We start from the raw sequence: 26376 nt of genomic DNA on the forward strand, positions 1-26376 counted from the left end.
GTTAAACCCCTCTTCACAAATGTGAAGAGGGGTTTTTTCTGCTTTTCTTATTTAACCAGGGGTATCTTGACTAAAAATGAAATTTTTCGCTGTCAAAATCGCATTATTCCCGTCTGGTGTAGCCTGATTCCTGTCTGAGATTAGTGTATTCCCGTCAAGAAGGATCATATTCCCGTCTGAGCTGATTTTTATACCCCATTGGGTATTTATAAAAACTAAGTTCAAGGCTGTTAGTTTTGAAGCAGCTTAATGCCTGCCCGCTGCAGAGCTTGTTTTAAGGTGCTGTGTGTTGAAATTCCGCTGAAATCCAGGCCAAGCTGAATTGAAGTTTGAGCCACTTCTGGCCGGATCCCTGAGATTGTCGAATTGATTCCCAATAAAGATAATGTTTTTGTTACCTGGTATAGTTGTTGAGCCACCATCGTATCTACTATTGTAACACCGGAGAGGTCAATAAAAAGATGTGAAATCTCAGCAGCCGAACATTTCTCCGCAACATTCTCAAGCATCCTGCCTGCACGGTGTGTATCGATGTCACCTGTTAAAGGCAGAACAGCAATTGAGTCAACCAGCGGAATGACAGGGGCACTCAACTCATTAATTAGTTCCTGCTGAGCGTTCAAACGCATACTTGTTAACTCATAATATAGTTCAGTAAATCTTCCAATCAGCCTGTCAAAGGCTTTATGAATGACAAAGTTCCAACGGATAATATCCTCTTTCGTAACCTTGTCCATGTCATTTATAAATGTAACAATTGTTTTCCAGTAGATTTCCCGAACCTTATTTATCGCTTCTAACACCTCATAAATGGGTGTATCACTTTTGACTCTGCTCTCAGCAACGATTAACGCCCACTCCACCATACTTTCATTAAATATATCGCAATCATCCAGCAGGGCACTTGTGACCGTGGTAATGGTAAGTGTATTCTGGGTTCTCAATTGTTGTTCAACTCCACCAGCTGCATTAACCGAGTAGATGGATCCATCCTGTTTTTCCCGCATATTCAGCCAGTTTTCCGTAATCAAACTCGAATGATCTAAGATGTATTGGTACAATTCTTTATCTATATTTCTCATAAATACTCTCCCCTCTAACTCGCGATTACTTCATTCGAAATAAAATGAGAAAATCACTGTACCCTTCTTCTTCCAAACATTCCTTAGGAATAAACCGCAGTGCTGCTGAATTAATACAATAACGTTTACTCTTGTTACTCTCCTCAAACACATGTCCTAGATGAGAGTCTGCTTCTCGACTGCGAATTTCAGTTCTTGTCATACGATGACTTAAATCAATATTTTCTACTACACTCGCTGACATAACTGGCTTCTTGAAACTAGGCCAGCCACACCCGCTGTCATATTGATCCTTTGATGAAAATAGCGGTTCCCCCGAGACAATATCAACGTATATTCCTTCTTTATCGTTCTGCCAATATTCATTGTCAAACGGTTGCTCTGTTCCGTTTTCCTGTGTAACATAATACTGCATAGGTGTTAGGGCATCTTTTAATTTACTTCGGTCTCTTGGCCAATATTTCTTAAGAAAGGCTTCTCTGCCTGAACTTCTTTGATAAAGTGCATACCGAAAAGCATTTTTTTGATAAAAATTTTGATGATATTCTTCAGCTGGATAAAAAGGCTTAGATTGTAAGATTTTTGTAACAATAGGCCGGTCAAATCGTCCACTTTCTTCCAAATCAATTTTTGATTGTTCCGCTTTCTTTTTTTGTTGTTGATTATGGTAAAAAATTACGCTTTGATACGCTGACCCGCGGTCAGAAAACTGTCCGCCTTCATCAAATGGATTGATTTGCTGCCAGTAAATATCCAAGAGTTGATCATAGGTAATTATTTCAGGATTAAAGGTTATTTTCACTACTTCCATATGTCCAGATTGTCCTGTTTTCACTTGGCTGTACGTTGGGTTTTCTATGCTGCCTCCGCTATAACCTGAGACTACTTCAATAATGCCTTCCTTTTGATCAAAAGGCGACACCATGCACCAGAAGCATCCACCCGCAAATATAGCGGTTTCAACCGTTAATTGATTGTTCTCACATTCCATTGCAAACTTACCCCTTGCCAGTAAATTCTCTTTCCATAAGTATAGTCCATCCTTCAATGAATTTAAAATTTTCAAGCACATAAGAAAAAGCCGACACACTTGCTGCCGGCTTTAATCGTTATATGATAACACTGACAATGATTGCAGTCAGGACACTAACTAACGTTGCTCCATACAGTAATTTTAATCCCATACGAGCCACAACATTGCCTTGTTTTTCATCCAATCCTTTAACCGCTCCTGCGACAATACCGATTGAGGAGAAATTAGCGAAAGAGACAAGGAATACCGAGATAATCCCTACTGTTCTTTCACTCAAGTTTGCTTGAGCATTTCCGAGATCAATCATAGCCACAAATTCATTCGTGACGAGTTTTGTTGCCATAATACCGCCTGCGGTTACAGACTCTGCAACTGGAATTCCCATAAGAATCGCAAATGGTGCAAAAATGTAACCAATGATTTCTTGGAAGCTGATTCCAAAAATCATATTAAACAAGCTATTGATCATGGCTATCAGTGCAACAAATCCAATCAGCATCGCTGCAACAATAATCGCTACTTTAAATCCATCCAGAATATATTCGCCGATCATTTCAAAAAAGCTTTGCTTTTCTTCTTGTACGACTAAGATATCTTCTTCTTCTGTAACCGTATAAGGGTTAATTATGGATGCAATAATAAATCCGCCGAATAAGTTAATCACAATAGCTGTTACAACATAGGCAGGTTCAATCATTGTCATATAGGCACCAACAATGGACATGGATACTGTAGACATTGCTGAAGCACACAATGTATATAGACGATTAGGCGGCAGTTTTCCCAGCTGTTTTTTCACCGTGATAAACACTTCAGATTGCCCTACCAAAGCAGATGCTACAGCATTATATGATTCAAGCTTCCCCATTCCATTGACTTTACTCAACAGGAAGCCAATCCATTTCATAATAAACGGTAGGATTTTAAAATACTGAAGAATCCCAATCAATACTGAAATAAAGACGATAGGCAGAAGTACGGTTAAGAAAAACGGTGCTTCTCCATCATTTGCTATTCCGCTAAACACAAAGGCAATTCCTTCACCAGCGTAAGTAAGCAGCTTAGAAAATGCACCTGCTATTCCTTCAATAACCACTAAGCCAAACTTGGTATTTAGTAATAGGTAAGCTAGAAGAAGCTGGATCACAACCATTAAAAGAATCGGTTTGATCTTAACGTTTTTTCGGTTACTGCTTATTAAGTAGGCCAAGCCAAGAACAACAAGAAGTCCTACAATAGCAATTAGAAACTTCATTTTTTCCCTCCACTGAGTTGTAATAAGCTCTAGGTGGTCATCTCTACACAAGCGGCTGACTTACATTCCAATTTTTATGTGTTTCTTTTGGAAATCAGTTATATTTTGGTATTCATCCTTTAACATACGAGAGATACGAATGAAGATTGGCGACAATTCACTGTAAACCTCAACATTCTCATGTATGGGCATATGGCGGTGTGATCCCCCAACCATTTTTGAAACAACATCTAAGGAGTCTATCTCACCAATTCCATACATACCAAGAATAGCTGCACCTAAACAAGAGCTTTCAATGCTTTCTGGAACGGACACTTCTTGATTAAAGATATCTGCCATCATTTGACGCCATAATCCGGATCGGGCAAATCCTCCAGTAGCATGGATTTGCTCCGGTTTACCAATTAATTCTGCTAATGCTAGCTGCACTGTATACAGATTAAAAATAACTCCCTCTAAAAGAGCACGGATCATATGCTCTCGTTTATGGTGTAAGCTGAGACCAAAGTATGAACCTCGCGCATTCGCATCCCATAACGGAGCCCTCTCACCTGCTAGATAAGGATGGAAGAGAAGGCCATCAGAACCTGGATTTACTTTAGACGCAAGTTCGGTTAATAATTCATAAGAATTGATTCCGAGACGTTTAGCTGCCTCTATTTCAGAAGCACCCAGCTGATCACGTGCCCATCTAAAAATCATTCCGCCATTATTAACCGCACCGCCAATCACCCAAAGGTCTTCTGTTAATGCATAGCAAAAGATTCTCCCTTTTGGATCTGTTACAGGTTTATTAGTCACAGCCCTGATTGCACCGCTTGTCCCAATCGTAACAGCCACGACGCCTGGCTTGATTGCATTTACGCCAAGATTGGAGAGTACACCGTCACTTGCACCTACTACAAAAGGTGTATTCTTCATTATTCCCAATTCATTCGCAAATACTTCAGCTAATCCTGACAAATGATACGTAGGTGGAACTAGTTCTGAAAGTTTGTCTCGGGTAACTCCAGCCACTTCAAGTGCGCCTTTATCCCAATCAAGGTCTTTGAGGTTAAATAAACCAGTGGCAGAAGCAATTGAATAGTCAATGACGTATCGGCCAAATAGCTTATAAAATACATATTCCTTTATTGATATAAATTTATACGCACTTGCCGCGATTACTGGAAACTCGTGTTTAATCCAAGTTAATTTTGCTAACGGGGACATTGGGTGAATGGGAGTACCAGTCCGTAAATAAAGGCTATGTCCATCCATTTCTTCTGAGATTTTCTTCGCCCACTCCGAACTCCTATTATCTGCCCAAGTTATACATTGAGTTAAAGGATGTCCATTACGGTCTACAGCAATTAAGCTATGCATAGCTGAGCTAAATGATACACATAGAAGATCTTCAACAGGGATCTTTCCTTTTTGCATCGTCTCTTTAATTGATTCAATCACCGCTGTAAAAATCAGATCCGGATCCTGTTCTGCTGTTTCAGGAGTGGGTGAGTATAATGGGTATTCCACGCCATGAGTTGAGATAATTCGGCCTTCTTTTGTAAACAGTACCGATTTCGTACTGGTCGTACCTATATCTACACCAATTACATACTTCGTATTCATCATTTACCCTCCCTGTACCTCGACAGGGCATCAAAAGTCACCCATTTAACAGGTTATTTTTTTACTACACTGTGGCCGCCAAATTCATTGCGTAATGCCGAGACTACTTTGCCTGAAAACGTATCATCTTCTAATGAACGGTAACGCATCATAAGAGACATCGCTATAACTGGTGTTGCCACTTGTAAATCTAATGCAGTTTCTAGTGTCCACTTTCCTTCACCAGATGAATGCATGATTCCTTTTAGCTCGTCCAAATGTGCATCCTTTGAAAAAGCATTTTCAGTTAATTCCATTAACCATGATCGAATCACCGATCCATTATTCCAAACGCGGGCAACTTTTTCATAGTCAAAGTCGAAGTCACTTTTATCAAGTACTTCAAATCCTTCAGCAATGGATTGCATCATGCCATATTCCACACCATTATGAACCATTTTTAGATAATGACCGCTTCCACTTTTACCAGCGTATAGGTATCCATTTTCGACCGAGATATCTTGGAATAATTGTTCAACCGTTGCAAAAGCATCTGGATTACCGCCAATCATCGTACAAGCACCATTTCTAGCACCTGCCATCCCGCCGCTTGTGCCTACATCTAAGAAATGAATGCCTGTTTCAGCCAATTCGTCTGCGCGGCGAATTGAGTCCTTATAATTAGAATTTCCTCCATCAATCACAATATCACCAGGCGTAAGCAGTTCTTTTAACTCAGTTAATACGGATTCAGTGATTTCACCCGCAGGAACCATCATCCAAATTACGCGTGGTGCCTCTAATCCTGCAACTAGTTCTTTTATTGAAGCTGCACCAATACCGCCTGCTTCTTTCACTTTATTCACATTATTTACATCTACATCAAATGCTGCTACTTCATGTTTATGAGATAGTATATTTTGAGCAAGATTGTAGCCCATCTTCCCAAGACCTATTAATCCAATTTTCATTATTATTGACTCCTCTAGTGAAATATTTTTTCATAACTTATTAATTATATGTAAATTTTTTTAAAATTTAAACCTTTAAGCAGTTATTTTATTATAATTTTTATATGCTATACTTTTGAAAAAGAAAAAATATGGGAGATGGCTTACACTATGTCAACTAGTTGTTTACAAACCATCCGTTCTAATTATGCCCGTTTAAGCGATAAAGAAAAAATAATTGCAAAATATATTATTAACCATCCTCAGACCATCATTCACAGTACAATCAATGAAGTGGCTGAAAAGCTGAATGTAGCCGATGCAACAGTGTTTCGGTTTTGCAAACGGGTTGGTTTTAAAGGCTATCAAGCGATGAAAATCGCACTGGCTTCGGAGATCATGACCCCCGCTCAGCAAATACTTGAAGAAATTAAAGAAGATGACAATGAACGAATAGTTGCTGAAAAAATTTTCAAATCGAATATTAAGACCCTTGAATATACCTTACAGGTTTTAGACGAGGCGTCCCTTAACAAAGCCGTTCAGCTCTTACTTCATGCATCACGCATTCATTTCTACGGTACGGGCGGATCAGCCGTTATTGCTATGGATGCCTACCATAAATTTATCCGAACCGGCATTCAATCGTTTGCTTTCATCGATTCCCATTTCCAGCTTATGTCTGCATCCCAGCTCACTGGAAAGGACGTGGCCGTCATTATTTCTCATTCAGGGACAAATAAAGATACGCTGAACATTCTCAATACGGCTAATGAAAATGGCGCCCATACGATTGCCATTACAAGCTATCCAAAGTCCTATCTAAGTAATCATGCCGATGTGACGCTGCTTACCAGCTCCGAAGAAACCGAATACCGCTCAGAAGCACTGGCATCAAGAATTGGTCAACTCAGCTTGATTGATGCTCTCTATGCAAATGTGATGATGAGAAATAAAAAGGATTCCGAGCAGGCCCTTAATAAGATACGCACAACGATTTCAGGGACCAGAATGGAATAAAGGGATAAAAAAGAGAAGGAGTCAAAATGACGGCTTCTCTTTTTATCATTATTTTTTTCTTTTCTTTTGTTTTCTTTTATTTAGACCCATCATGATTGCCAGAATCAGTCCTGTTACACTCATAAGCAGCAGACCAATGCCGCTAATTAACCCCATAATGCCTTCATGGATGTTTTTTACCGTTGAATCCTCCCCAGGCATACCTTCTGGGCGTTGCCTTACACCAGCCTGACCTCCGCCTTCCATGCCTGGCCCTTTCCCTTGTACAGCTTGAGATTCGTCTTGTGAAGCATTTTCATCTGTTGCAGTTTCTTCCGTGTCTTGACTAGCAGGGTCCCAGCCTTGCTGGATATTGTTAGGCTGTCCTCCAAGCTGTGGTTCCTCTTTGTTAAAATACAAGGTTAAACCAGTTATTGATTGAATAAGTAAAAAGACCATTGCGACGATACCAATCCAAAAGTGAATCTTCCGAACCTGTTTCAATATTATTCACACTCCTTATCTAATAAGGTCAGTATGAATAATCTTCCTTAACTTTCCCTTAATTCATTGGTTTTTATTTAGCTGGAAGGGTCACTTCAAAACTGGTGACTAGACCTGGTTCACTCTTAACCTTAATCGTTCCAAGGTGAATATCCACAATCCATTTCGCAATTGATAGGCCAAGTCCGGCTCCCTGATTAGCATTCCTGGAAGTATCTATCTGATAAAAGCGATTAAAAATATTCGGAATTTCCTGCTCAGGAATACCTTTTCCATTATCCTCTACTTTCAGAATGACGGATGAAGCCGTTTTAGAACACGAAAGAGCGATGACTCCTCCATCACTTGTAAACTTCATGGCATTATCCACTAAAATAACTAGAAGCTGATGAATTCTTTCTCGGTCGCCTACAAACAAAATATCTTTTTCTGTTGTATTATTTTTTATTTTCTTACCTTGGTATTCAGCAATATCCTCATATTGCAGAACAATATCGTCTACTTCCTCATTCAGCAAAAAGTGAGTCTTGTTCAGCTCAATCTGATTTGAGTCAGATCGAGCTAACGTCAATAAGCTATTGACTAGCTTATTAAGGCGTCTTACCTCATTTGAGATAATCGAGATATCAACAGCCTTCTCTTCAACCGTTGCACTTGGACTTTGAAAAAGCAGTTCTGTTTTTGCTTGGATAACAGCAAGCGGCGTCCGAATCTCATGAGAAGCATCTGATACAAATCTTTGTTGATTGTCCCAGGTTTTCTTGATTGGAACCAATGCGCGGCCGGCAAGGAAATACCCTGCACCTATCGCGACTAAGCTGCCGATCCCGCTGCCGACAAGCAGGATAAGCATCAACCGATTAAGCAGCGCTTTTTCTGAATCTACATTACGAATAAATTGAATCGTAATTTCTCCATAGCTTGTCTGAAGCTTGGCTGCCAATGAACGAAAATTAGCGTCGCCTGCTTTGACTTCTTCTACCGAATTGAAAACAGTTGGATACAACTCTTTTTCTTTGCCCTGCAAGGGATTATTCTCATTGATTACTGGTTCAATAATCTGCTGATCAGGTCCCCAGATAATACTGCTTGGTTCTGGGCCAATTAGAAATCTTCCTTGGGGATTTTTCCCCTTCATCGGGCGGTCTTCTTCCAACATTTTTATGAGCGATCCATTCACTTCTTTATATATTTGTGTCTCGGTGTACCAATAAACAGCCCTGCTAAGGATAGCCAATAAAACAATAAAAACAATTGAATTTAATATAGTTAACTGCCATCTTGTTTTTTGGAACATATTATTCCCCTTCTGAGGCCTTCAGCATATACCCAATTCCTCGTACTGTTTGAATATCTTTTTGATAATGAAAGGGCTCCAGCTTTTTTCGTAAATGATGAATAAATACCTCTACAATTGCAATCGTTGTATCTGAATCAAATCCCCATATTCGATCAAAGATTTGTTCACGGGTTAAAATTTTTCCTTTGTTCTGAATCAAGTATTCCAGCAGTTCATATTGTTTAAGCGTGATTTTAACAGGCTGCCCATCCACGACCATGCCTCTTTCTTTGCTGAGCAATTCCATCCCTCGGTATTTAGTATGAATATCCATGGAAAGAATACCGCTCCTGCGCAGTAAAGCACGAATCCGCGCTTTTAGTTCAGGAGCTTGAAAAGGCTTGACCAAATAATCATCTCCACCCATCTCAAGGCCTTTTACCCGGTCCTCCAGCGCATCCTTGGCCGTTAAAAATAAAACATTTGTATCTAGTTTCTCAGCTCTCAATTTTTGAACGATTTCAAAGCCATCCATTCCAGGCAGCATCACATCAAGTACCACACAATCGTAAATATTCTGTTGAGCCATAAATAATCCGTCGTCACCATTATCAGCTGTATCTACTTCATACTCATCTGAAAGAATTTGTTTAATCGATTCCAGCAAAGATAAGTTATCTTCTACTACCAGCACCTTCACCCTCAAGAACTCCTTTTAGCTTCATTTTATTCTACCCGTATATCAAAAGAAAGCCGTACCATATATGGTCCGGCATTTTATTCGTAGCGTAATGCTTGAATGGGATTTAATTTTGATGCTTTGTTTGCTGGGAAAACCCCAAAGATAACACCAATAAATAGGGAAAACAGGAAAGCAAGTGCTGTAATTGAAAAGGACAAGCTGATTGTTAGTCCCGCTGTTGCTGACACTAATTCAGCCAAGCCGATTCCAATCACTACTCCCGCTAAGCCGCCCATAGAACTTAAGACAACTGCTTCAAGCAGAAACTGCTGCAATATGGATTTTCGGTCAGCACCGATCGCTTTTCGAATCCCAATTTCCTTCGTTCGCTCTGATACTGACACCAACATAATATTCATAATACCAATGCCGCCGACAAGTAGAGAAATACTCGCGATTCCACCGAGCATAAGCGTCATCGTATCAGATACCGAACTCATTGTTTCCATTAAATCTTCTTGATTCGATACACTGTAGTTATCACTTTGATTAGGAAATAGACTTGTCAGTGTACCCTGAATCCTGTACATGGCAGGGGTCAGCATATCCTCGCTTTCTGCTTTTACATAAACAGAGCCGATTGCCATACTTTTTAGAGCCCGCTTAGCCGTTGAAATCGGCGCAATAATAACATCGTCGCCGCTTGAACCCAAGGATGTTCCTTTTGATTGAAGAACACCCACTACATGATAGGAAATGCCGCCAATTTGGAACGTTTCGCCGACGGCTTTTCCATTCCCAAATAGAGTTTCAGCCGTATCGGATCCAAGTACAACATTTTTCAACCGTAACTCACTATCTAGATCCGACAAAAAACGTCCCTGACTTAGTTCAAGATCTTTTACTGAGGAATACGCTGCATTCGTTCCAGTCATACTGACCTGAGCAGACTCCGACCCATTCTTAGCGTAAACTCTGCCTGTAACGACAGGGGAAACCTCTGATACTCCTTGTAAGTCTGCTAATTCTGTAACCATTTCATCCGTTAGCACAACTGCTTCCGTATCAGTAATATTAACGGTTAAAAGATTGGTACCCAACCCATTAATTTGATCCTTTACCGACTTGGAGGACCCTTGTCCAATGGAGACTAAAACGATAACCGATGCGACTCCGATAATAATGCCAAGCATTGTCAGGAATGCACGCATTTTATTGGTTTTGATACTCCTTATTGCCATCTTCATTGATTCTCTCAGATTCAAGCCACACACCTCCATCTTCATATAACCTGCCATCATGGATCCTTACCACGCGCGATGCGGCTTTCGCCACTTCGAGATCATGGGTAATCAAGATAATCGTCTGCCCTCTCGCATTCAACTCCTTGAGCATCCCCAGCACTTCTTGACTCGTTCTACTGTCTAGCGCACCCGTCGGCTCATCTGCTAACAGAACCGGTGGATTACCAGCCAACGCCCGTGCGATAGCCACCCTTTGCTGCTGCCCCCCCGAAAGCTGGCTGGGAATATGATTCAGCCGATCGCTCAATCCAACCTTTCCCAGACAGTTCATCGCAATTTCCCGCCGTTCCTTTGTTCCAAGTCCGCGATAAACAAGTGGAAGCTCGGTATTTTCCAAAGCTGTCAACTTACCTAGTAAGTTGAAATTTTGAAAGATAAAACCGATTTTCACATTGCGAATGGCTGCCAGCTGGTTATCATTTAACTTATTTACTTCTTGGTTATCTAAAAGATAATGACCCGTATCCGGCTGATCCAAACAGCCGATCATATTCATAAAAGTCGATTTTCCTGAGCCGGAGGGACCGATGATGGAGATAAAATCACCTTCATTAATCTGCAAAGAGATTTCCTGTAAGGCTTTGACTGTCTCTCCACCTAGTTCATAGGACTTCGACATGTTCGTAATTGTAATAAGAGATTTAGCCATATTATTTGCCACCATTTCCGCCGCCCATTCCGCCGCTTGGAGGTGTGCCTCCTCCTCCACTAGGCATGCCGCCCATGCCGCCTCCATTAGACATGCCTCTTTCCATGCCGCCTTCTCGGCTGCCTGAACCACTGGAGCTTTCATTTGAAATCGTAATAGGAAGTTGAACAATCTGCCCTTCTTCTACTCCACTCTTAATTTCAATGTACTGATCATTATTAATCCCAATTTCTACTGTTTGTTTTGAAGTCGCGGTTGTTTCTTCATCCGTTCCAGCCGACTTTTGAATCGTGACATATTTTTCATTCCCTTTGGTTTGAACAGCTTCAATCGGTACATATACCACTTCTTTTTTACTTTCGGTTAAAACCTTAGCTTCAGTAGACATACCAATTTTCAAATCCTTTATCTTATCGAAGGTTATGATGACTTCAAAACTTGAAACACCATTTTCATTTGTACCTTCCTTAGCTACCTTTGTCACTTTTCCAGTGAATGTTTCATCCGGAAAAGCACTAACAGTAATTTCAGCAGTTTGTCCTTTTTTCACACTTGATATATCCAGTTCATCAACGCTAATCACCGTTTGCAGCTTCTTATAATTCGTAATGTGTCCGATCGTACCGCTTCCAGCTAACCGATTCCCGCTTTCGACATCTAGAGAAGTGATCGTTCCGTCTGCTGGTGCAGTTATTGGGTCACTGCCATCCGTGAACGTAACCAGTTCATCGTCCTCTTCAACTACATCATCCACATCAAAAAGAACTTCATCCACTTCACCAGAAGAAGCGGCATTAATATCTTCACTATATACAGAGGCAATTGTTCCAGAACCGCTGATTTCTACCTTTAGATCACCTTTTTCAACCGTCGCCGCCATTGTCTTATTAAAGAAAGCCTCTCCACGCTGATCTTTGTTAAAAAACCAGAAGCATGCTCCGGCGATTACGACAATTACAATAATACTCACTATCCATTTCTTCATAAATCCTTCTCCTCCTTATTCAGGTATGTCGTCTCAATAATCTTATTCTCTCTGTGAAACCTTAACTTTTCCTTAAGGAATCGTTATTGAATGAACTAAACTTCTTTGTCCAAATAAAAGGTAAAACGTAAATATAATTTTCTGAATTTACAATTAATTAACATATCTATATAATAGAGAAAGGAAATATTTTGAAAAAATAGAGCTGTCACGAAGAAAAAAAGGAGGAGATTAATTTGGTTAGAAATGGATCACTAGCAAAAAAGAAAGCGGTAGATGCGACTGATTATACCCGAATAGCAAATTCACCATCCTTTCAAGAACTGATTAAGAAAAAGTACGCGTTCATCATTCCTATGTCGCTCTTTTTTATGGTTTTTTACTTTACTCTGCCTGTTTTAACGTCCTACACAACCTTTCTTAACAAGCCTGCAATTGGTTCCATCAGTTGGGCTTGGCTCTTTGCTTCTGCTCAGTTCATCATGACATGGTCGCTTTGTATGATTTATTCTAAACGTGCTGCTAAATTCGATGTAATGGTGGAGAAGATTATTCAAGAAAACAAAGTCTGATTGGGGGAAGTTAGTCATGAATATGTTGGCATTCACACTGTTTTTAATTATTGTTAGTATTACTCTTGTAATCACCTTCATCGCTTCCCGCCGTACGAAAACTACAAGCGATTTTTATACGGCTGACAGCAGCCTGACCGGCTGGCAGAATGGAATGGCCATTGCAGGCGATTATATGTCGGCAGCTTCATTTTTAGGTATCGCCGGAATGGTAGCGCTTTCAGGTTTTGATGGTTTCTTTTATAGCATAGGCTTTCTAGTAGCCTATCTAGTTGTTCTTTATGTGGTCGCAGAGCCGCTGCGAAACTTAGGGAAATATACAATGGCGGATATGATTGCTGCTCGATTTAACGAAAAGAAAGTCCGTGGAGTTGCTGCCCTTAACACTATTACAATCTCCATATTCTATATGATCGCCCAACTTGTTGGAGCAGGCGCACTTATTAAACTTTTACTCGGTATTGACTACGTGTATTCGGTTATTATCGTTGGCATTCTGATGACTGTGTATGTAGTATTTGGCGGCATGATGGCCACGAGCTGGGTGCAGATCATTAAAGCCGTTCTCTTAATGGGCGGCACCTTTGTCATCTCACTCATCGTTCTTGCTAAATTTGACTACAGTGTCTTCGAAATGTTTAAACAAATGAAAACCGCCACACCATTAGGCGAAAGTTTCCTTAATCCCGGTAATAAATTTAAGAACCCTATTGATACAATTTCTCTTAACCTAGCACTTGTTCTTGGGACAGCTGGACTGCCTCATATCCTCATCCGTTTCTTTACAGTAAAGGACGCTATCACTGCGAGGAAGTCCGTTGTCTATGCTACTTGGATTATCGGTATCTTCTATGTAATGACTATCTTCCTTGGCTTTGGAGCGGCAGCATTCGTTGGATATGACACAATTGTTGAAGCAAACGTTGCTGGGAATATGGCGGCACCACTCCTTGCAGAAGCCCTTGGCGGTGACTTCCTCTTTGCCTTTATCTCTGCTGTAGCCTTTGCGACCATCTTAGCGGTCGTCGCCGGGCTCGTACTCTCAGCAGCTTCTGCCTTTGCACATGATTTTTACAGTCATATCCTTAGAAAAGGACAAGCTACTGATAAGGAACAAGTGGTTGCAGCTCGTTGGGCATCCATTGGCGTCTCCATCCTATCTATTATTCTAGCTCTGTTCGCCCAAAAAATGAACGTAGCTTTCCTAGTTTCACTTGCGTTTGCCGTTGCCGCGAGTGCCAACCTGCCTATTATCCTTTTCACTGTTTTCTGGAAACGTTTTAATACAACCGGAGCTGTCACAGGCATGCTTGTCGGCTTACTTACATCGCTGCTGCTTGTCTTCTTAAGCCCAAATGTCTGGTCTCCTGAAGGGGCAGCTATCCTAACTGGTGAACCGCTCTTCCCATATGAAAACCCTGGTATTTTCTCCATTCCAATTGGTTTTCTTGCCGCTATTGCCGGCACATTATTATCAAGTAAAAAGGCAGACCAAAAGAAATTTGATGAAATACTCGTTAAAGCCAATACAGGGTATAAAGGACCTACCGCATAATCAAGGAAAGACCGAAGCTGCAGAAAGCAGCTTCGGTCTTTTTTGGTAACAATGTAATACAGCTTAGTTTTTGACTTGCTTTGATTTTTTGATTAATTGGTTGATTACCTCTGAAAAGAGAAGACCCATGGCGATTGCTCCTGAAAGCATAAAAGCACGAGCAGCAAGCTGAAGTGCCATGTTATAGTCGTTTTCCACAAAATTTCTCATGGCGTCATATGATAATCCGCCAGGTACAAGCGGGATAATGCCTGCCACACTGAAAATGATAACGGGTGTTTTGTAGTATCTGGCAAAAATTTGGCTGATAATTGCAACCAACAGTGTTGCTGCGAGGGTTGCCATAATGCTGCTGACATTGCTGCTGTAAAGCAGGAAATATAAAAACCAGCCAGCCATTCCTACAAAGCCGCATTTGACCAGGGATTCCTTTGGAGCACTAAAGATGATTCCAAAGGCCGCTGATGCTATGAAGCTGGTAATAAGCTGTTCAATCATCTGCTATTCCCGCCATTCTAAAAAATAATAAATGTTGCTGCAATGCCTATGCCAATCGCAAAGGCAGTTAAAAAGGCTTCCGCACCTTTTGCCACCCCAGCCATAAGGTGACCAGCAATTAAATCTCTAACCGCATTCGTAATTAACAGACCCGGTACGAGTGGCATAACTGAGCCAATAATAATCTTATCTACTTCCAATCCTATTCCTGTACGCACAGTCAGTATTGCGACTACTCCAATAATAAAAGACGAAAGAAATTCAGCAAAGAATTTCATTTCCAGCAGTTTATGCAGATAAATTAAAGCGGAGAAGCCTAATCCTCCTGCTAAACAGGCTAACAAGAAATCATTCCACTGTCCTTGAAACATGATTAAAAAGCAACCGCTGGAAATGAAGGCCGAAAAGATCTGCAGCCAGATCGGGTAAGTATGATCAGCAAGCTCAATTTCTTTTAAAGAAGTGAGTGCTTCTTTTGCTGACAGTTCCCCGGCAGAGATCTGCCGAGATATGCCGTTAACCAGAGTAACCTTATTGAGGTCAGTAGATCGCTCAGATATCCGGACTAATTTTGTCGGATTCTCTCCCTCCATCGAGAAAATGAGTGCTGTCGGTGTTGCATAGCAGTGTGAAGTGGATATTCCATATGCTGCTGAAATACGACTCATCGTATCTTCAACCCGGTACGTTTCAGCACCGCTCTGGAGCATAATTTTCCCTGCGAGTAAGCTAACCTCAATAATTTCATAGGTAATAGCAGGTTTCATTTTTTCTTTCCCTTCTTAATCCAAATAATGTTACCATCGTATCGAACATTCTTGTGATTAGCAAAGCCTTTATAATAAAAACGGTTATCAAATGATAACCGTTTTACTCGTTCATCTATTAATCTCGTATAAACTCATCAACCAGATGATTGAATTGGTCACTTTCCTCCCAGAATGGACAGTGACAACTATTTTCGAAAATTTCTAATCTTGCATTTGGGATCTGTTCAAGCAAATGCTCTCCTGCAGCAACCGGAATCACTTTTTCTTCCCTGCCAAAACAGAGCAATGTGGGCACTGTAATGTTAGGAAGAAATTCGCGATAATCAACAACAGACTGATCAAATAGAATGGCGCTTGCAATCGATTCCGGCATTTTAGTCACCTCATCGAGCATCCACTTTGCGTCAACAGCCGGAAGCTTCTCTTTAAACATGGAAGCAAGAAATCCCTCTAGAAATGCCGTTCGATTGGTTTGAATTTCAGTCATAAATGTCGTTAAACTCTCTATATCGAAAGCACCTATATCAAAACCAGGGTATTTGAAGTCTGATGCTAATTCATCAACAATAACTGTTGAGTGAATATTTTCTCCTCCAAATTGTTTAAGATAATCCCAAACAACAAATGCTCCCATCGACCAGCCGACGAGTACAACATCCTTCAAGTTTAATTTCCCTATGAAAGTATGCAAATCCTTGGCATAGGATGCTACCGTGTGGCCGGTATGAACTTCTGTAGAGCGTCCATGTCCTCTAAAATCTAACGTAAGACAACGGTAGTGTTCGGAGAAATAAGGAACTTGTTTAGCAAAAAAGCGGCTGCTCATCCAAACACCATGAAGAAAAATAACCGGTCTTCCCTGCCCCTTTTCTTCATAAAAGACTTCGACACCTTCCTCAATCGTCAAAAAAGCCATACAAACCCCTCCACGTACTTATTTTTGTTCCTTAGACTTCTCTATATCTCTTCGTTACATACAGTGGGTTTTCCTTTCATATAGCGGTAATTTCCATGGATTTCACCGTAGACTGCATGCCAAATGGAAATAATAACATTTTACCGACATAACAATCTTCTATAAAATTGATTCCTAATCACTGTTCAAACCGTTATAATATAATTTCGTAGGTTTTACTTTTTTCAGCCTTATTTATAGAAAGAAAGGGTTGTAGCAGCTTGAAACATATATTTAAAAATTATCGATCTTCACTGGTCTTATTAACCGCCATACTTATTGGTGGAATTGCTGGGGTTATTTGGGGACCTAAAACAGCAATTGTTCAACCGCTAGGGGACTTATTCCTTAATCTAATGTTCATGATTATTGTCCCATTGGTCTTTTTCAGTATTACATCCGCAATAGCCAGCATGAATGAAATGGCGAGACTTGGCAAAATACTAGGCAGCATTTTGCTTGTTTTTCTGGGGACCGCCCTGATTTCAGCGGTTATCGGTTTCTTAGGAACGATTGTCATTAATCCGTTAGAGAATACTGATACCACTGCGATTCAAGAATTAATGAAAGACGGCGATCCAGAGGCAGCTGTTGAAGAGGTTACGATTCTTGGTCAGCTTGTTAAGACGTTTACTGTATCGGATTTCTCAGAACTATTCTCAAAAAGTAATATGCTTCAACTAATTGTCTTTTCCATCTTATTTGGACTTTCTGCCGCTTTAGCCGGTGAAAAGGCTAAGCCGGTCACCGCCTTCCTATCAGCTGGTACGGCCGTAATGATGAAAATGGTTAAGATTATTATGTACTATGCTCCAATTGGTCTTGGTTGTTATTTTGCAGCCATTATTGGCCAGCTTGGACCGCAAATTCTTGAAGGGTATGCACGCGCCTTTGCTTTATATCTTGTTCTTGCCCTGATTTATTACTTTGGCTTCTTTACGCTTTATGCATTCATTGCTGGAGGTAAAGAAGGGGTTAAGATTTATTGGAAAAACGTGCTGCCGCCTTCCGTTACGGCAGTCGCCACCTGCTCAAGTGCTGCAAGTATTCCTGTGAACTTGGAATATGTTCGTAAGATGGGGGTGCCAAAGGATATTGCTGAAACGATTATTCCGCTGGGCGCTAATCTTCATAAAGATGGTTCCGTGTTTGGCGGCGTTTTAAAGATTGTTTTCCTATTTACCCTATTCGGTAAGGAAATGACAAGCATGACTAGTATTTTAAGTATTCTTGGTGTTTCATTCCTGGTTGGTGCCGTAATGGGTGCGATTCCTGGGGGAGGAATGATCGGTGAAATGTTGATCTTAACCGTATTTGGATTCCCGATTGAAGCTCTTCCAATCATTGCTGTCATCTCCACCATTATTGACGCACCTGCAACTTTACTGAATTCTACTGGTAATACCGTTAGTGCAATGATGGTTACTCGTCTTGTTGAAGGAAAAGATTGGCTGAAAAAAACATTAAAAAATGAAAACAAACTTGCGTAAAAATAAAAACTCCCATTCTACTTGTAGAATGGGAGTTTTTATTTTGGAAGAGTAGAGGAAGTCTAGCTATGGTTAGCGAATACACTAGGAGTACGATAAGAGGAGGGTTATCATTGAAAAAGTGGCTGCCTGCTTTCATACTCATCATGAGTTTGCTTTATATATTCTTGATTCCTAACGAACCGTTGTCTGTAAAAATCACCTTTAAGATTATCCCCATGTTATTAATGATTCTATATGCATACAAACTAAAACAAGCTTTTTCGAAGTACCAAGTCTTGATATTAGTTGGATTGTTTTTTTGCATGCTTGGCGATGGGCTGCTCATATGGTTCATAGTTGGATTGTCCGCCTTTTTAATCGGACATTTATTCTATATTGCGGCCTTCCTTCAACGTTTTACGTTTTCTTGGCTGCGCGCCCTAACTATTCTGCCCATAGCGGTTTACTCTCTTATAATCGGAACCCAGGTTGTGCAGGCACTTAATCAGAACGACCAATCGAATTTGGTGATCCCGGTTATCTGTTATATTCTAGTGATTTCGATTATGGGCTGGACTGCTATTATGACTGGAAATCGGTCTGCCGTCGTCGGTGGTCTGCTATTTGTGGCATCCGACTCTATTCTTTCATGGAATATGTTTGTCTCAGAAGTTGCCTATTCCCACCCGCTGATTATGCTCACCTACTATGGAGGTCAATTTTTCATAGCTAACAGTATAAGTACTCGTTTAGCTGTTGTTAAGAACCCCATCCAAAAAGGACTGACACCTTAACGAGTCAGTCTTTTTTATTTTGAATATTTGTTTTTTACTAAACTTTACTGATTCTGGATGATTAATTACTACTATCTCTAAGAATAAGCGAGGTTGAAATGAAGATTTTCTTAGTAATTTTCCGTCCTGCTATTCTTTCAAGCAAGGTATCAACAGCCGTTTCCCCCATCATTTCGGTGTAGACCTTAATGGTACTTAGGGGTGGATAGACATATTTTGATACACTTATATCATTCACCCCGATGATACTTACCCGATCCGGTACCGCTACGCCTGCTTCATGAAGTGCTCGGAGCGCTCCCATGGCAAGCAAATCGTTACCGGTAAAGAAAGCCGTCGGCAGTTTCTCTCCGTAGTCATGGATGGCCTGATTCATTAACGAGTAGCCGTCATCCACGGTAAAACTGCCAATATATAGACTGCTTTCATCAAGTAACTTTTTTGCTGCCATGTATGCCTTGAATGTCTTTTCTCTTGGATCTTCGATACTGGTTTTATAATCTCTATATGTTTCTCGTCCGCCGATGTAGCCAATTTTTTTATGTCCTCTTGTTAGAAAATGATCCAAAGCCTTTTGGGTTGCCTTCTCGAAATCTATGACAATTGAATCGAATTGCTCATCATCCGGGCTTGAGTCCACAAAGGTAATCATGTCAGTTATTTGGGCAAGTTCCTTCACTTGTTCAAGACTAAACTTTCCAATGGCAATAATCCCTTGTACATCTGCCTGCTTAATTTTTTCAAAATCATATTGAAAGAACTTCACAACCTGCAACCCGTGCTGCTGGCTATACTTTTCTACAGCAAGTCTGATCGACATATAGTATAAATCATTTAGTTCTTCCGCCTCTGAGTACCAATGAATGAGAGCAATTTTTGGTGTGATTGCTTTTCGAGATGGACGCTTTTTATAGTCTAATTCCTCGGCAGTTTCGAAGATTTTTTTTTCGTTTCGTCTCCAACCGATAATGTTGCATCATAGTTCAGTACCCTGGAAACCGTTGCAATGGATACCCCGGCTTTCTCTGCTATATCCTTAATTGTCGCCATGTGTTATCCTTTCTTATCTTCGTTCTTGGTTAAAAGTTGAATAAATTTATGGAACCCCTGTTGACCCTCTTTATCACGCTTAAACACCCCTGCATCTTCAAGTGCTTGCAGAAACTTTTTACCTACTTCTTCTTTAAGAATTTCATCAACTGTCTCTCGTGAAATCTGACTCCGATACGTTCCTTTTACCTGCTCTGCCCATTCACGATGATAGTCTGCAATGTGTTGAGTTTCATCAAGTAAATAATTCCCCACAGCACGAAGTTCTTCATCCAGTCTTGCCGGTAATACCGCAAGACCCATCACTTCAATCAAGCCGATATTTTCTTTTTTTATATGATGAACTTCCGCATGAGGATGAAATATACCCATGGGGTGTTCTTCACTCGTTCGATTATTCCGAAGCACTAAGTCCAGTTCAAACTGACCATTTCGATTTCTCGCAATCGGTGTAATGGCGTTATGTCTGTTCCCGGAAGTCTCCGCATAAATTTCAAGATCCGGATCACTGTACTGTTTCCATGCCTGCAAAATGAGTTCTGCCGCTTCAACGAGCTCATCTTTTTCACTGCTCCTTATACGGATAACAGACATCGGCCACCTTAATAGGGCACATTCCATGTGCGGAAATGTAGACCAAGTAAAAGCGAACTCTTCCTCTGCTTTAGCCATGGCAAACTCATAACGACCGCCCTGATAATGATCATGCGTTAAAATAGACCCGCCCACAATCGGGATATCACTATTTGAACCAATGAAATAATGGGGAAATTGCTCAACAAAAACTAACAACCGTTCAAATGTATCTCTGCTGATTTTCATGTCTCGATGCTCTTCACATAATAAAATACAATGCTCATTATAGTAAACGTATGGAGAGTATTGCAGATACCATATTTCATCTGGTACATCCACTTTAATCAAGCGATGATTAGACCGTGCAGGATGCCCTATTCGTCCTGGATACCCCACATTCTCTATGCATAATAAACAGGTTGGATACGTAGTTTCTGATTTCCCCTTTTTTCTTTCCAGTGCAATTTGACGTGGATCCTTTTCCGGCTTAGAAAGGTTAATCGTAATATCCATTTCGCCGTATTCAGTTGATACCTGATACTGAATATTCTTGGCAATTCGTTTTGTTTGAATATAATTACTGTTTTGGCTGAAACGATAAAAATAATCTGTAGCCTCCTTGGGACTTTTACGATAGTTCCGGTAGAAGGTTTCATTAACTTGTGACGGCATAGGCAACATCGTATTCATGAGTTTACTTGCAAATATTTCACGCTCATCAACGTAATCTTCGATCATTCCTTCTGCACACGCATAATCAACTAGTTTTTCAAGAAGATCTGGAAGATCCTCTTTACTATCTGCCTTGAAAGAAGGTTCCACATGCTTAATTTGCAGCAGCCCCATCATCTGATTTCGCACATATATTTCATCATCTGCGTTCAACAGTTGAATTTTAATTGCTTTATTTATCAGCAGTTGTACTAATTGTATCCCTATCAATTTCTACACCTCAGCTTTCATACCCATCATAATGATGCTGATGCCAGTTCCAGGCATCTTGAATGATTTCCTGGATAGATGGCTTTTTAGGGTTCCAGCCTAGAATATCCCTTGCTCGTTCTGATGAAGCAATTAATATACTTGGATCACCAGCCCGACGTGAACCCAATTCTACTTTAATCGGCAGACCAGTCACCTGTTCGCTTGACTTGATGATTTCTTTAACCGAGAAACCTTTGCTGCTGCCGAGGTTAATGATGTTACTTTCACCACCGTTTTGCAAATAACGCAGGGCTCGAATATGCGCATCAATTAAGTCCTCAACATGAACATAGTCCCTAATACATGTACCGTCGGGTGTATTGTAATCATCTCCAAAAATAATGATTTTGTCCCGCTTGCCCTGAGCAGTCTGTAAAACAAGAGGAATTAGATGACTCTCGGGGTCATGATCTTCACCAATTTCACCGGTTGATCGTGCACCTGCTACGTTAAAGTACCGTAGAGCTACATAGTTAATCCCATTAGCTTTTTCCGCCCATTTCATCATTTTTTCCATTGCCAGTTTTGTTTCCCCGTAAGGGCTCGTTGGCGCAGTTTTCATGTCCTCTGTTATTGGAACTTGCTCTGGCTCTCCATAGGTTGCAGCCGTTGACGAAAATACAATTTTCTTCACATTAAATTCGGCTAAAATTTCAAGAATAACCTGTGTACCGAATACATTGTTATCGTAATAGGCAAGTGGCTGCTCCACCGACTCCCCAACTAAAGAATTTGCCGCAAAATGCATGGCTGCTTCAATGGATTCACTTTGAAAAACAGACCGAAGAAAATCACGATTACGGATATCACCTTGATAGAAAACTGCTTCAGGATGAATCGCTTGTTTGTGACCCGTCTGTAAATTATCAATCACAACCACTTTGAAACCTTGATCAATTAATTGATAAACAGCATGCGAGCCAATATATCCCGCTCCACCAAAAACGACAATACTCATACAATCACCTCATCCAATTCTAGTAGTTCTTTTGCGCCGTCCCCAACATTAACCTCATAAAAAGAAGCGTGATAGCCCATTCCTTCGCTATATACCTTTCCAACAGATTCAATGATCTCTGGAATTTTGCTTTTCTCTACAAGGGCAATGGCACAGCCTCCAAAGCCTGCCCCCGTCATCCTTGCCCCTAAAACCCCATCTTGTTTCTGCGCCGCAGCCACAAGGAGGTCTAACTCTTTTCCTGTAACCTCATAATCCTCTTTCAGTGAAGTATGCGATTCGTCCATCAATCTTCCAAACTCAGGTAAGTTTCCTTGATTTAAAGCGGACATCGCCTGCAGCGTCCTGCTGTTTTCATAGACTGCATGACGAGCTCTTTTCCGAATAACCTCATCTTTAATCGTGTCTTTGTATTGTTCAAACTGATCTATACTCAAAGAGCATAACTCATTAACGTTTATCGATTTCCGAAGTTCTTCAAGCGCTGCCTCACATTCCCTTCTCCGCTCATTATATTTGGATTCAGCCAACTCTCGTCTTTTATTGGTATTCATGATTAAAATGCCGTGGTCAACCAATTCAATCGGCGCATATTCATAGTCGAGTGTCTCACAGTTTAACAAAACAGCTGCGTTCTTTTTACCCATCCCAACTGCAAATTGATCCATAATGCCGCTATTAACCCCGATAAACTCATTTTCGACCCGCTGACCGAGTTTCACTAGTTCAATTCGATCGATTGAATGCGAAAAAAGTTTTTCAAGCAAAACTCCGGTAACCATTTCAATAGATGCAGACGATGATAATCCAGCTCCATTCGGAATAGTGCCAAAGTAAAGCACATCAAGTCCGTGTTCGATTTCATATCCGGCTGCTTTTAAATACCGAATGATTCCCTTAGGATAGTTCGCCCATTGATGCCGATTATTAAAATCCAATTCCTCGATGTCGAAATCAATGACTCCCGCTTCTTCAAAATTCAGCGAGTACATTCTGATTTTAGTATCCTTCCGCTTTGCAGCTAGCGCGTATGTCCCTTTGGTAATTGCACAAGGAAAAACATATCCGCCGTTATAATCCGTATGTTCACCAATCAAGTTAATCCGTCCTGGTGCAAAAAATAACCTATGCTGATCATGTCCAAATATTTCTTTAAACTTTTCAACTAATCCCTTACTGTTCATAAGTTCCCTCCTAATAATCATTTACCGCACACTTACTTTCCTCTTTAGAAAGCGCCTTCATTATTAGTATAATACAGTTAATAAACTAGTCAATAATTTTAGTAAAATTTAAGTAATGTTTTACTAAACAAAAAAAGACATGATCAGCAAAAAGTATTTTGCTGTTCACGTCTTTAATGAGGGTAAAAAATCAGCCTGAGATTTTTTTAATAAATACTACCTTTAAGTAGTTTCCTTCACGGTATTCAGGAATTGTTTTAAAATCTTGCGGCAATGTATAGGTTTCAAGAATTTGATAAGTTCCGCCCGTTTCCTTAAAGGCCGTCGCAATAAAACCTTTGAACTTCTTCATATCAAAACCGCTGCTATTCGTAGAAGCGACAATTACGCCGTTATCTTCAGTAATCGCAATGGTTTCCTTAATTAGATCTTTGTAATCCTTTGCGGCGCTAAAGATAAACTTCTTGGACTTCGCAAAGCTTGGCGGGTCAAGGATGACCAAATCAAATTTAAGGTTTTTCTTAACAGCATATTTAAAGTATTTAAACACATCCATTACAACGATACTATGCGCTTCATGATCAATTCCGTTTATACTTAGCTGTTCAATCGTTTTTGGAAGACTGCGGTTAGCTAGATCGACACTTGTCGTCTTAGCCGCACCACCAAGTGCTGCAAACACTGAAAAGGCTCCTGTATAAGAAAACGTATTTAGGACTTGTTTATCTGCTGCATAGCGCTCACGAATCGTTTTGCGTACCTCACGCTGATCAAGGAAGACCCCTACCATGGCACCGTCATTCAAATAGATAGCAAATTGAACGCCATTTTCTTTAACCATTAACGGAAACTCTGGTTCCTCTCCCCACACAAAATCATTGTCATCAAGATACTGACCTTTCGTATCGAAGCGTTTTTTCTCATAAATGGATTTTACTTCAGCCACTTGCTGCAGCGCTTCAATAATATAGTTCTTAAATGCATAAATACCTTCACTATACCAATTGATTACATAATGTCCGGCAAAGTAATCAATGGTAAAGCCGCCAATTCCATCTCCTTCTCCGTTAAATAAACGGAAAGCCGTGGTTTCGTCATCCTCAAAAAAAGGTTGACGATAGGCACATGCCGACGCCATTTTTTTAGTGAAAAATGCTTGATCAATTTCTTCTTTTTCATTATGCGATAATACCCAGCCATAGCCCTTATTCTGTTTACCGAAATAGCCGCGGGCGATGAATGCACCTTTATCATCCACAAGACGAACGATTGTGCTTTCTTCTTGTAAATCATCTACGTTAACGATTGCCTCTTTCACAATCAATGGATAGCCATCATGATATTTTTTTGTTAATTTACCTTTTATTTTCACATCGATTTCTTTTTTCATTCTACTCATCCTTCTCGCCAGGTTCTATATAGTCATTAACCTAGCTATTCCTATCATCTCATTTTCCTATACGTTTCGCAAAGTTCGTCGTTAATAAATCCTGTTTTCATTATCAAAATTATCAGAATCATATTATAATTAATTCATTAAGCACATAAAGGTGGAGAAATAATGATTAGAACCGGCATTATTGGATTAGGCGCAATTGGACAACGGATTATTCATGCATTTAACAACCATCCAAAAATCAAGATTACAGCTGTTTGTGATCACCTTGAAGAGCTCGCTGACAAAACGGCAGCAACTTACAATGTACGGGCATTCACCAATCACGAAGAGATGCTCGAACAGATGCAGTTTGATTTAATTTACGTTGCTGTTCCACCAAAATACCATCATCATGTTGCCTCAGCTGTTATTGAGAAAAACATACATATTCTCTGTGAAAAGCCACTTGCGAATTCTTTAGAAGAAGCAGTCAGCCTGCATGAATCTGCTCAATCTGCTTCCATTGTCCACGCTATGAATTTCCCGTTACATTATCAAGCTGAAAGCAGAATGTTTTCGCAGCTGATACAAACAAATTACATTGGAGAGCTTCGTCGTGTCGAGCTGAAGATGCATTTTCCAAACTGGCCGAGACTATGGCAGCAAAATGCTTGGGTAGGCAGCCGTGAACAGGGAGGATTTACACTCGAAGTGGGCATTCACTTCATTCAACAAATACAACAGATTTTTGGTCCGGTTAACGTGATCAATAAGTCCATTCAATATCCTAATAATCCAGAAGCAAGTGAAGATGCCATTCTAGCTTTATTAAATTTCGATAATAGTATTCCTATCTTACTGGATGGGATAGCACATACCGCCGGAAGTGAAAAAATTGCTTTTACTGCGTATGGAACAGAAGGTACCCTTTCTCTCCTCGATTGGTCGAAGATAGAAGGCGGAAAAACCGGTGAGCAGATTATGCCTATTGAAGCAGATCAACGTCTTTCCCTTTCACTTGTAGATGAACTCGTAAAAGCAATTGAAGGTGAGGACGCAGATCTCGTTACCTTTTCTGCTGGTCTTGAGGCCCAAAGGGTACTCGAACAATTACGGAGTTAGTCTATACAAAAGAAACGCCCTGTATGGCAGGGCATTTCTTCTGGGTTGTCGAAAATGCGTCACTCATCTCGAACTAACTAACTTCTCTAGCAGAGATGATAAGAAGGTAGACGGGATGGAGTTAGACCGATAAAATGGTCCCGTAGACTGATATCGCTTTGTTCCCTGCGGAAAGACGTCATTCATCTTCATATTT

The 26376-nt window shown here is 40.5% G+C and carries 24 protein-coding genes and 1 pseudogene; 6 read left to right on the top strand and 19 right to left on the bottom strand.

From position 1 onward, the window contains the following. Positions 1–230: 230 nt before the first annotated feature. The 5 genes from WYK_RS11475 to gnd all read right to left on the bottom strand — a co-directional run bounded on the left by WYK_RS11475 (position 231) and on the right by gnd (position 5931). Entirely contained in the window at positions 231–1082 is an 852-nt protein-coding gene (locus tag WYK_RS11475) for an STAS domain-containing protein (RefSeq protein ID WP_040374632.1), read from the bottom strand. A 25-nt stretch (positions 1083–1107) separates the two neighbouring features. Further along, entirely contained in the window at positions 1108–2073 is a 966-nt protein-coding gene (msrA, locus tag WYK_RS11480) for a peptide-methionine (S)-S-oxide reductase MsrA (protein ID WP_040374633.1), read from the bottom strand. Between the two features lie 118 nt (positions 2074–2191). Continuing rightward, entirely contained in the window at positions 2192–3370 is a 1179-nt protein-coding gene (locus WYK_RS11485) for a NupC/NupG family nucleoside CNT transporter (protein WP_040374634.1), read from the bottom strand. A 60-nt stretch (positions 3371–3430) separates the two neighbouring features. After that, positions 3431–4984: a gluconokinase gene (gene gntK / locus WYK_RS11490; RefSeq protein ID WP_040374635.1), complete on the bottom strand. Its 1554-nt coding sequence runs from the start codon at positions 4982–4984 to the stop codon at positions 3431–3433. A 50-nt stretch (positions 4985–5034) separates the two neighbouring features. After that, positions 5035–5931 (bottom strand): phosphogluconate dehydrogenase (NAD(+)-dependent, decarboxylating), encoded by an 897-nt coding sequence (gene gnd, locus WYK_RS11495; RefSeq protein ID WP_040374636.1) that lies wholly within the window; start codon positions 5929–5931, stop codon positions 5035–5037. A 150-nt stretch (positions 5932–6081) separates the two neighbouring features. Here gnd and WYK_RS11500 point away from each other — a divergent pair, with 150 nt between their 5' ends. Continuing rightward, the gene (locus WYK_RS11500; protein ID WP_040374637.1) at positions 6082–6930 is read left to right on the top strand and encodes a MurR/RpiR family transcriptional regulator; all 849 of its coding nucleotides are present in this window, start codon (positions 6082–6084) and stop codon (positions 6928–6930) included. Positions 6931–6978: 48 nt separating this feature from the next. Here WYK_RS11500 and WYK_RS11505 read toward each other — a convergent pair whose 3' ends face one another. From WYK_RS11505 to WYK_RS11530, 6 genes are all read right to left on the bottom strand, one after another. Continuing rightward, complete coding sequence (locus WYK_RS11505) at positions 6979–7413, bottom strand: PepSY-associated TM helix domain-containing protein (protein ID WP_040374638.1); 435 nt, start codon at positions 7411–7413, stop codon at positions 6979–6981. 73 nt (positions 7414–7486) lie between these two features. Then, the gene (locus WYK_RS11510) at positions 7487–8710 is read right to left on the bottom strand and encodes a sensor histidine kinase (protein WP_040374639.1); all 1224 of its coding nucleotides are present in this window, start codon (positions 8708–8710) and stop codon (positions 7487–7489) included. 1 nt (position 8711) lies between these two features. Beyond that, the gene (locus WYK_RS11515; RefSeq protein WP_040374640.1) at positions 8712–9392 is read right to left on the bottom strand and encodes a response regulator transcription factor; all 681 of its coding nucleotides are present in this window, start codon (positions 9390–9392) and stop codon (positions 8712–8714) included. A gap of 77 nt (positions 9393–9469) precedes the next feature. Next, positions 9470–10639, bottom strand: coding sequence for an ABC transporter permease (locus tag WYK_RS11520; RefSeq protein ID WP_235782491.1), 1170 nt, complete (start codon positions 10637–10639; stop codon positions 9470–9472). Next, positions 10587–11327, bottom strand: coding sequence for an ABC transporter ATP-binding protein (locus WYK_RS11525; RefSeq protein ID WP_040374734.1), 741 nt, complete (start codon positions 11325–11327; stop codon positions 10587–10589). The genes WYK_RS11520 and WYK_RS11525 overlap by 53 nt, the downstream gene beginning before the upstream one ends. Before the next feature lies 1 nt (position 11328). Continuing rightward, complete coding sequence (locus WYK_RS11530) at positions 11329–12312, bottom strand: efflux RND transporter periplasmic adaptor subunit (RefSeq protein WP_040374641.1); 984 nt, start codon at positions 12310–12312, stop codon at positions 11329–11331. Positions 12313–12548: 236 nt separating this feature from the next. Here WYK_RS11530 and WYK_RS11535 point away from each other — a divergent pair, with 236 nt between their 5' ends. After that, positions 12549–12884, top strand: coding sequence for a DUF485 domain-containing protein (locus WYK_RS11535; protein ID WP_040374642.1), 336 nt, complete (start codon positions 12549–12551; stop codon positions 12882–12884). A gap of 16 nt (positions 12885–12900) precedes the next feature. Then, positions 12901–14439 carry a solute symporter family protein gene (locus WYK_RS11540; protein ID WP_040374643.1) on the top strand — a complete coding sequence of 513 codons (1539 nt, stop codon included), beginning with the start codon at positions 12901–12903 and terminating at the stop codon, positions 14437–14439. A 63-nt stretch (positions 14440–14502) separates the two neighbouring features. On the opposite strand, the gene WYK_RS11545 is transcribed toward WYK_RS11540, so the two are convergent. The 3 genes from WYK_RS11545 to WYK_RS11555 form a co-directional block, all read right to left on the bottom strand. Continuing rightward, positions 14503–14937, bottom strand: coding sequence for a threonine/serine exporter family protein (locus WYK_RS11545; protein ID WP_040374644.1), 435 nt, complete (start codon positions 14935–14937; stop codon positions 14503–14505). 17 nt (positions 14938–14954) lie between these two features. Further along, positions 14955–15704 carry a threonine/serine exporter family protein gene (locus WYK_RS11550; protein WP_040374645.1) on the bottom strand — a complete coding sequence of 250 codons (750 nt, stop codon included), beginning with the start codon at positions 15702–15704 and terminating at the stop codon, positions 14955–14957. A gap of 118 nt (positions 15705–15822) precedes the next feature. Next, positions 15823–16623 (bottom strand): alpha/beta fold hydrolase, encoded by an 801-nt coding sequence (locus WYK_RS11555; protein WP_040374646.1) that lies wholly within the window; start codon positions 16621–16623, stop codon positions 15823–15825. Between the two features lie 260 nt (positions 16624–16883). On the opposite strand from WYK_RS11555, the gene WYK_RS11560 reads away from it, so the two are divergent. After that, positions 16884–18152 (top strand): dicarboxylate/amino acid:cation symporter, encoded by a 1269-nt coding sequence (locus tag WYK_RS11560; protein WP_040374647.1) that lies wholly within the window; start codon positions 16884–16886, stop codon positions 18150–18152. 113 nt (positions 18153–18265) lie between these two features. Continuing rightward, the gene (locus WYK_RS11565; RefSeq protein WP_040374648.1) at positions 18266–18928 is read left to right on the top strand and encodes a lysoplasmalogenase; all 663 of its coding nucleotides are present in this window, start codon (positions 18266–18268) and stop codon (positions 18926–18928) included. Positions 18929–18989: 61 nt separating this feature from the next. Here WYK_RS11565 and WYK_RS11570 read toward each other — a convergent pair. From WYK_RS11570 to WYK_RS11590, 5 genes and pseudogenes are all read right to left on the bottom strand, one after another. After that, positions 18990–19978: pseudogene (locus WYK_RS11570) on the bottom strand (LacI family DNA-binding transcriptional regulator). Positions 19979–19981: 3 nt separating this feature from the next. Beyond that, positions 19982–21493: a UDP-glucose--hexose-1-phosphate uridylyltransferase gene (gene galT, locus WYK_RS11575; RefSeq protein WP_174391503.1), complete on the bottom strand. Its 1512-nt coding sequence runs from the start codon at positions 21491–21493 to the stop codon at positions 19982–19984. A 13-nt stretch (positions 21494–21506) separates the two neighbouring features. Continuing rightward, complete coding sequence (galE, locus tag WYK_RS11580; protein ID WP_040374650.1) at positions 21507–22496, bottom strand: UDP-glucose 4-epimerase GalE; 990 nt, start codon at positions 22494–22496, stop codon at positions 21507–21509. Then, entirely contained in the window at positions 22493–23680 is a 1188-nt protein-coding gene (locus tag WYK_RS11585; protein ID WP_040374651.1) for a galactokinase, read from the bottom strand. Before WYK_RS11585 ends, galE begins: the two co-directional genes overlap by 4 nt. Positions 23681–23870: 190 nt before the next feature. Beyond that, positions 23871–25070 carry a class I SAM-dependent rRNA methyltransferase gene (locus WYK_RS11590; RefSeq protein ID WP_040374652.1) on the bottom strand — a complete coding sequence of 400 codons (1200 nt, stop codon included), beginning with the start codon at positions 25068–25070 and terminating at the stop codon, positions 23871–23873. A gap of 171 nt (positions 25071–25241) precedes the next feature. Between WYK_RS11590 and WYK_RS11595 the strand changes: the two genes are divergently transcribed. Further along, positions 25242–26180 carry a Gfo/Idh/MocA family protein gene (locus WYK_RS11595; RefSeq protein WP_040374653.1) on the top strand — a complete coding sequence of 313 codons (939 nt, stop codon included), beginning with the start codon at positions 25242–25244 and terminating at the stop codon, positions 26178–26180. The last annotated feature ends 196 nt before the right edge of the window (positions 26181–26376 follow it).

Origin of the sequence: Peribacillus psychrosaccharolyticus ATCC 23296 (assembly GCF_000305495.1) — a bacterium.
GTDB lineage: Bacteria > Bacillota > Bacilli > Bacillales > DSM-1321 > Peribacillus > Peribacillus psychrosaccharolyticus.

Coding starts and splice junctions, on each gene's coding strand:
- WYK_RS11475 (WP_040374632.1), bottom strand. CDS start 1,082: ATGAGAAATATAGATAAAGAATTGTACCAATACATCTTAGATCATTCG.
- msrA (WP_040374633.1), bottom strand. CDS start 2,073: ATGGAATGTGAGAACAATCAATTAACGGTTGAAACCGCTATATTTGCG.
- WYK_RS11485 (WP_040374634.1), bottom strand. CDS start 3,370: ATGAAGTTTCTAATTGCTATTGTAGGACTTCTTGTTGTTCTTGGCTTG.
- gntK (WP_040374635.1), bottom strand. CDS start 4,984: ATGATGAATACGAAGTATGTAATTGGTGTAGATATAGGTACGACCAGT.
- gnd (WP_040374636.1), bottom strand. CDS start 5,931: ATGAAAATTGGATTAATAGGTCTTGGGAAGATGGGCTACAATCTTGCT.
- WYK_RS11500 (WP_040374637.1), top strand. CDS start 6,082: ATGTCAACTAGTTGTTTACAAACCATCCGTTCTAATTATGCCCGTTTA.
- WYK_RS11510 (WP_040374639.1), bottom strand. CDS start 8,710: ATGTTCCAAAAAACAAGATGGCAGTTAACTATATTAAATTCAATTGTT.
- WYK_RS11525 (WP_040374734.1), bottom strand. CDS start 11,327: ATGGCTAAATCTCTTATTACAATTACGAACATGTCGAAGTCCTATGAA.
- WYK_RS11530 (WP_040374641.1), bottom strand. CDS start 12,312: ATGAAGAAATGGATAGTGAGTATTATTGTAATTGTCGTAATCGCCGGA.
- WYK_RS11540 (WP_040374643.1), top strand. CDS start 12,901: ATGAATATGTTGGCATTCACACTGTTTTTAATTATTGTTAGTATTACT.
- WYK_RS11545 (WP_040374644.1), bottom strand. CDS start 14,937: ATGATTGAACAGCTTATTACCAGCTTCATAGCATCAGCGGCCTTTGGA.
- WYK_RS11550 (WP_040374645.1), bottom strand. CDS start 15,704: ATGAAACCTGCTATTACCTATGAAATTATTGAGGTTAGCTTACTCGCA.
- WYK_RS11555 (WP_040374646.1), bottom strand. CDS start 16,623: ATGGCTTTTTTGACGATTGAGGAAGGTGTCGAAGTCTTTTATGAAGAA.
- galE (WP_040374650.1), bottom strand. CDS start 22,496: ATGAGTATTGTCGTTTTTGGTGGAGCGGGATATATTGGCTCGCATGCT.
- WYK_RS11585 (WP_040374651.1), bottom strand. CDS start 23,680: ATGAACAGTAAGGGATTAGTTGAAAAGTTTAAAGAAATATTTGGACAT.
- WYK_RS11590 (WP_040374652.1), bottom strand. CDS start 25,070: ATGAAAAAAGAAATCGATGTGAAAATAAAAGGTAAATTAACAAAAAAA.
- WYK_RS11595 (WP_040374653.1), top strand. CDS start 25,242: ATGATTAGAACCGGCATTATTGGATTAGGCGCAATTGGACAACGGATT.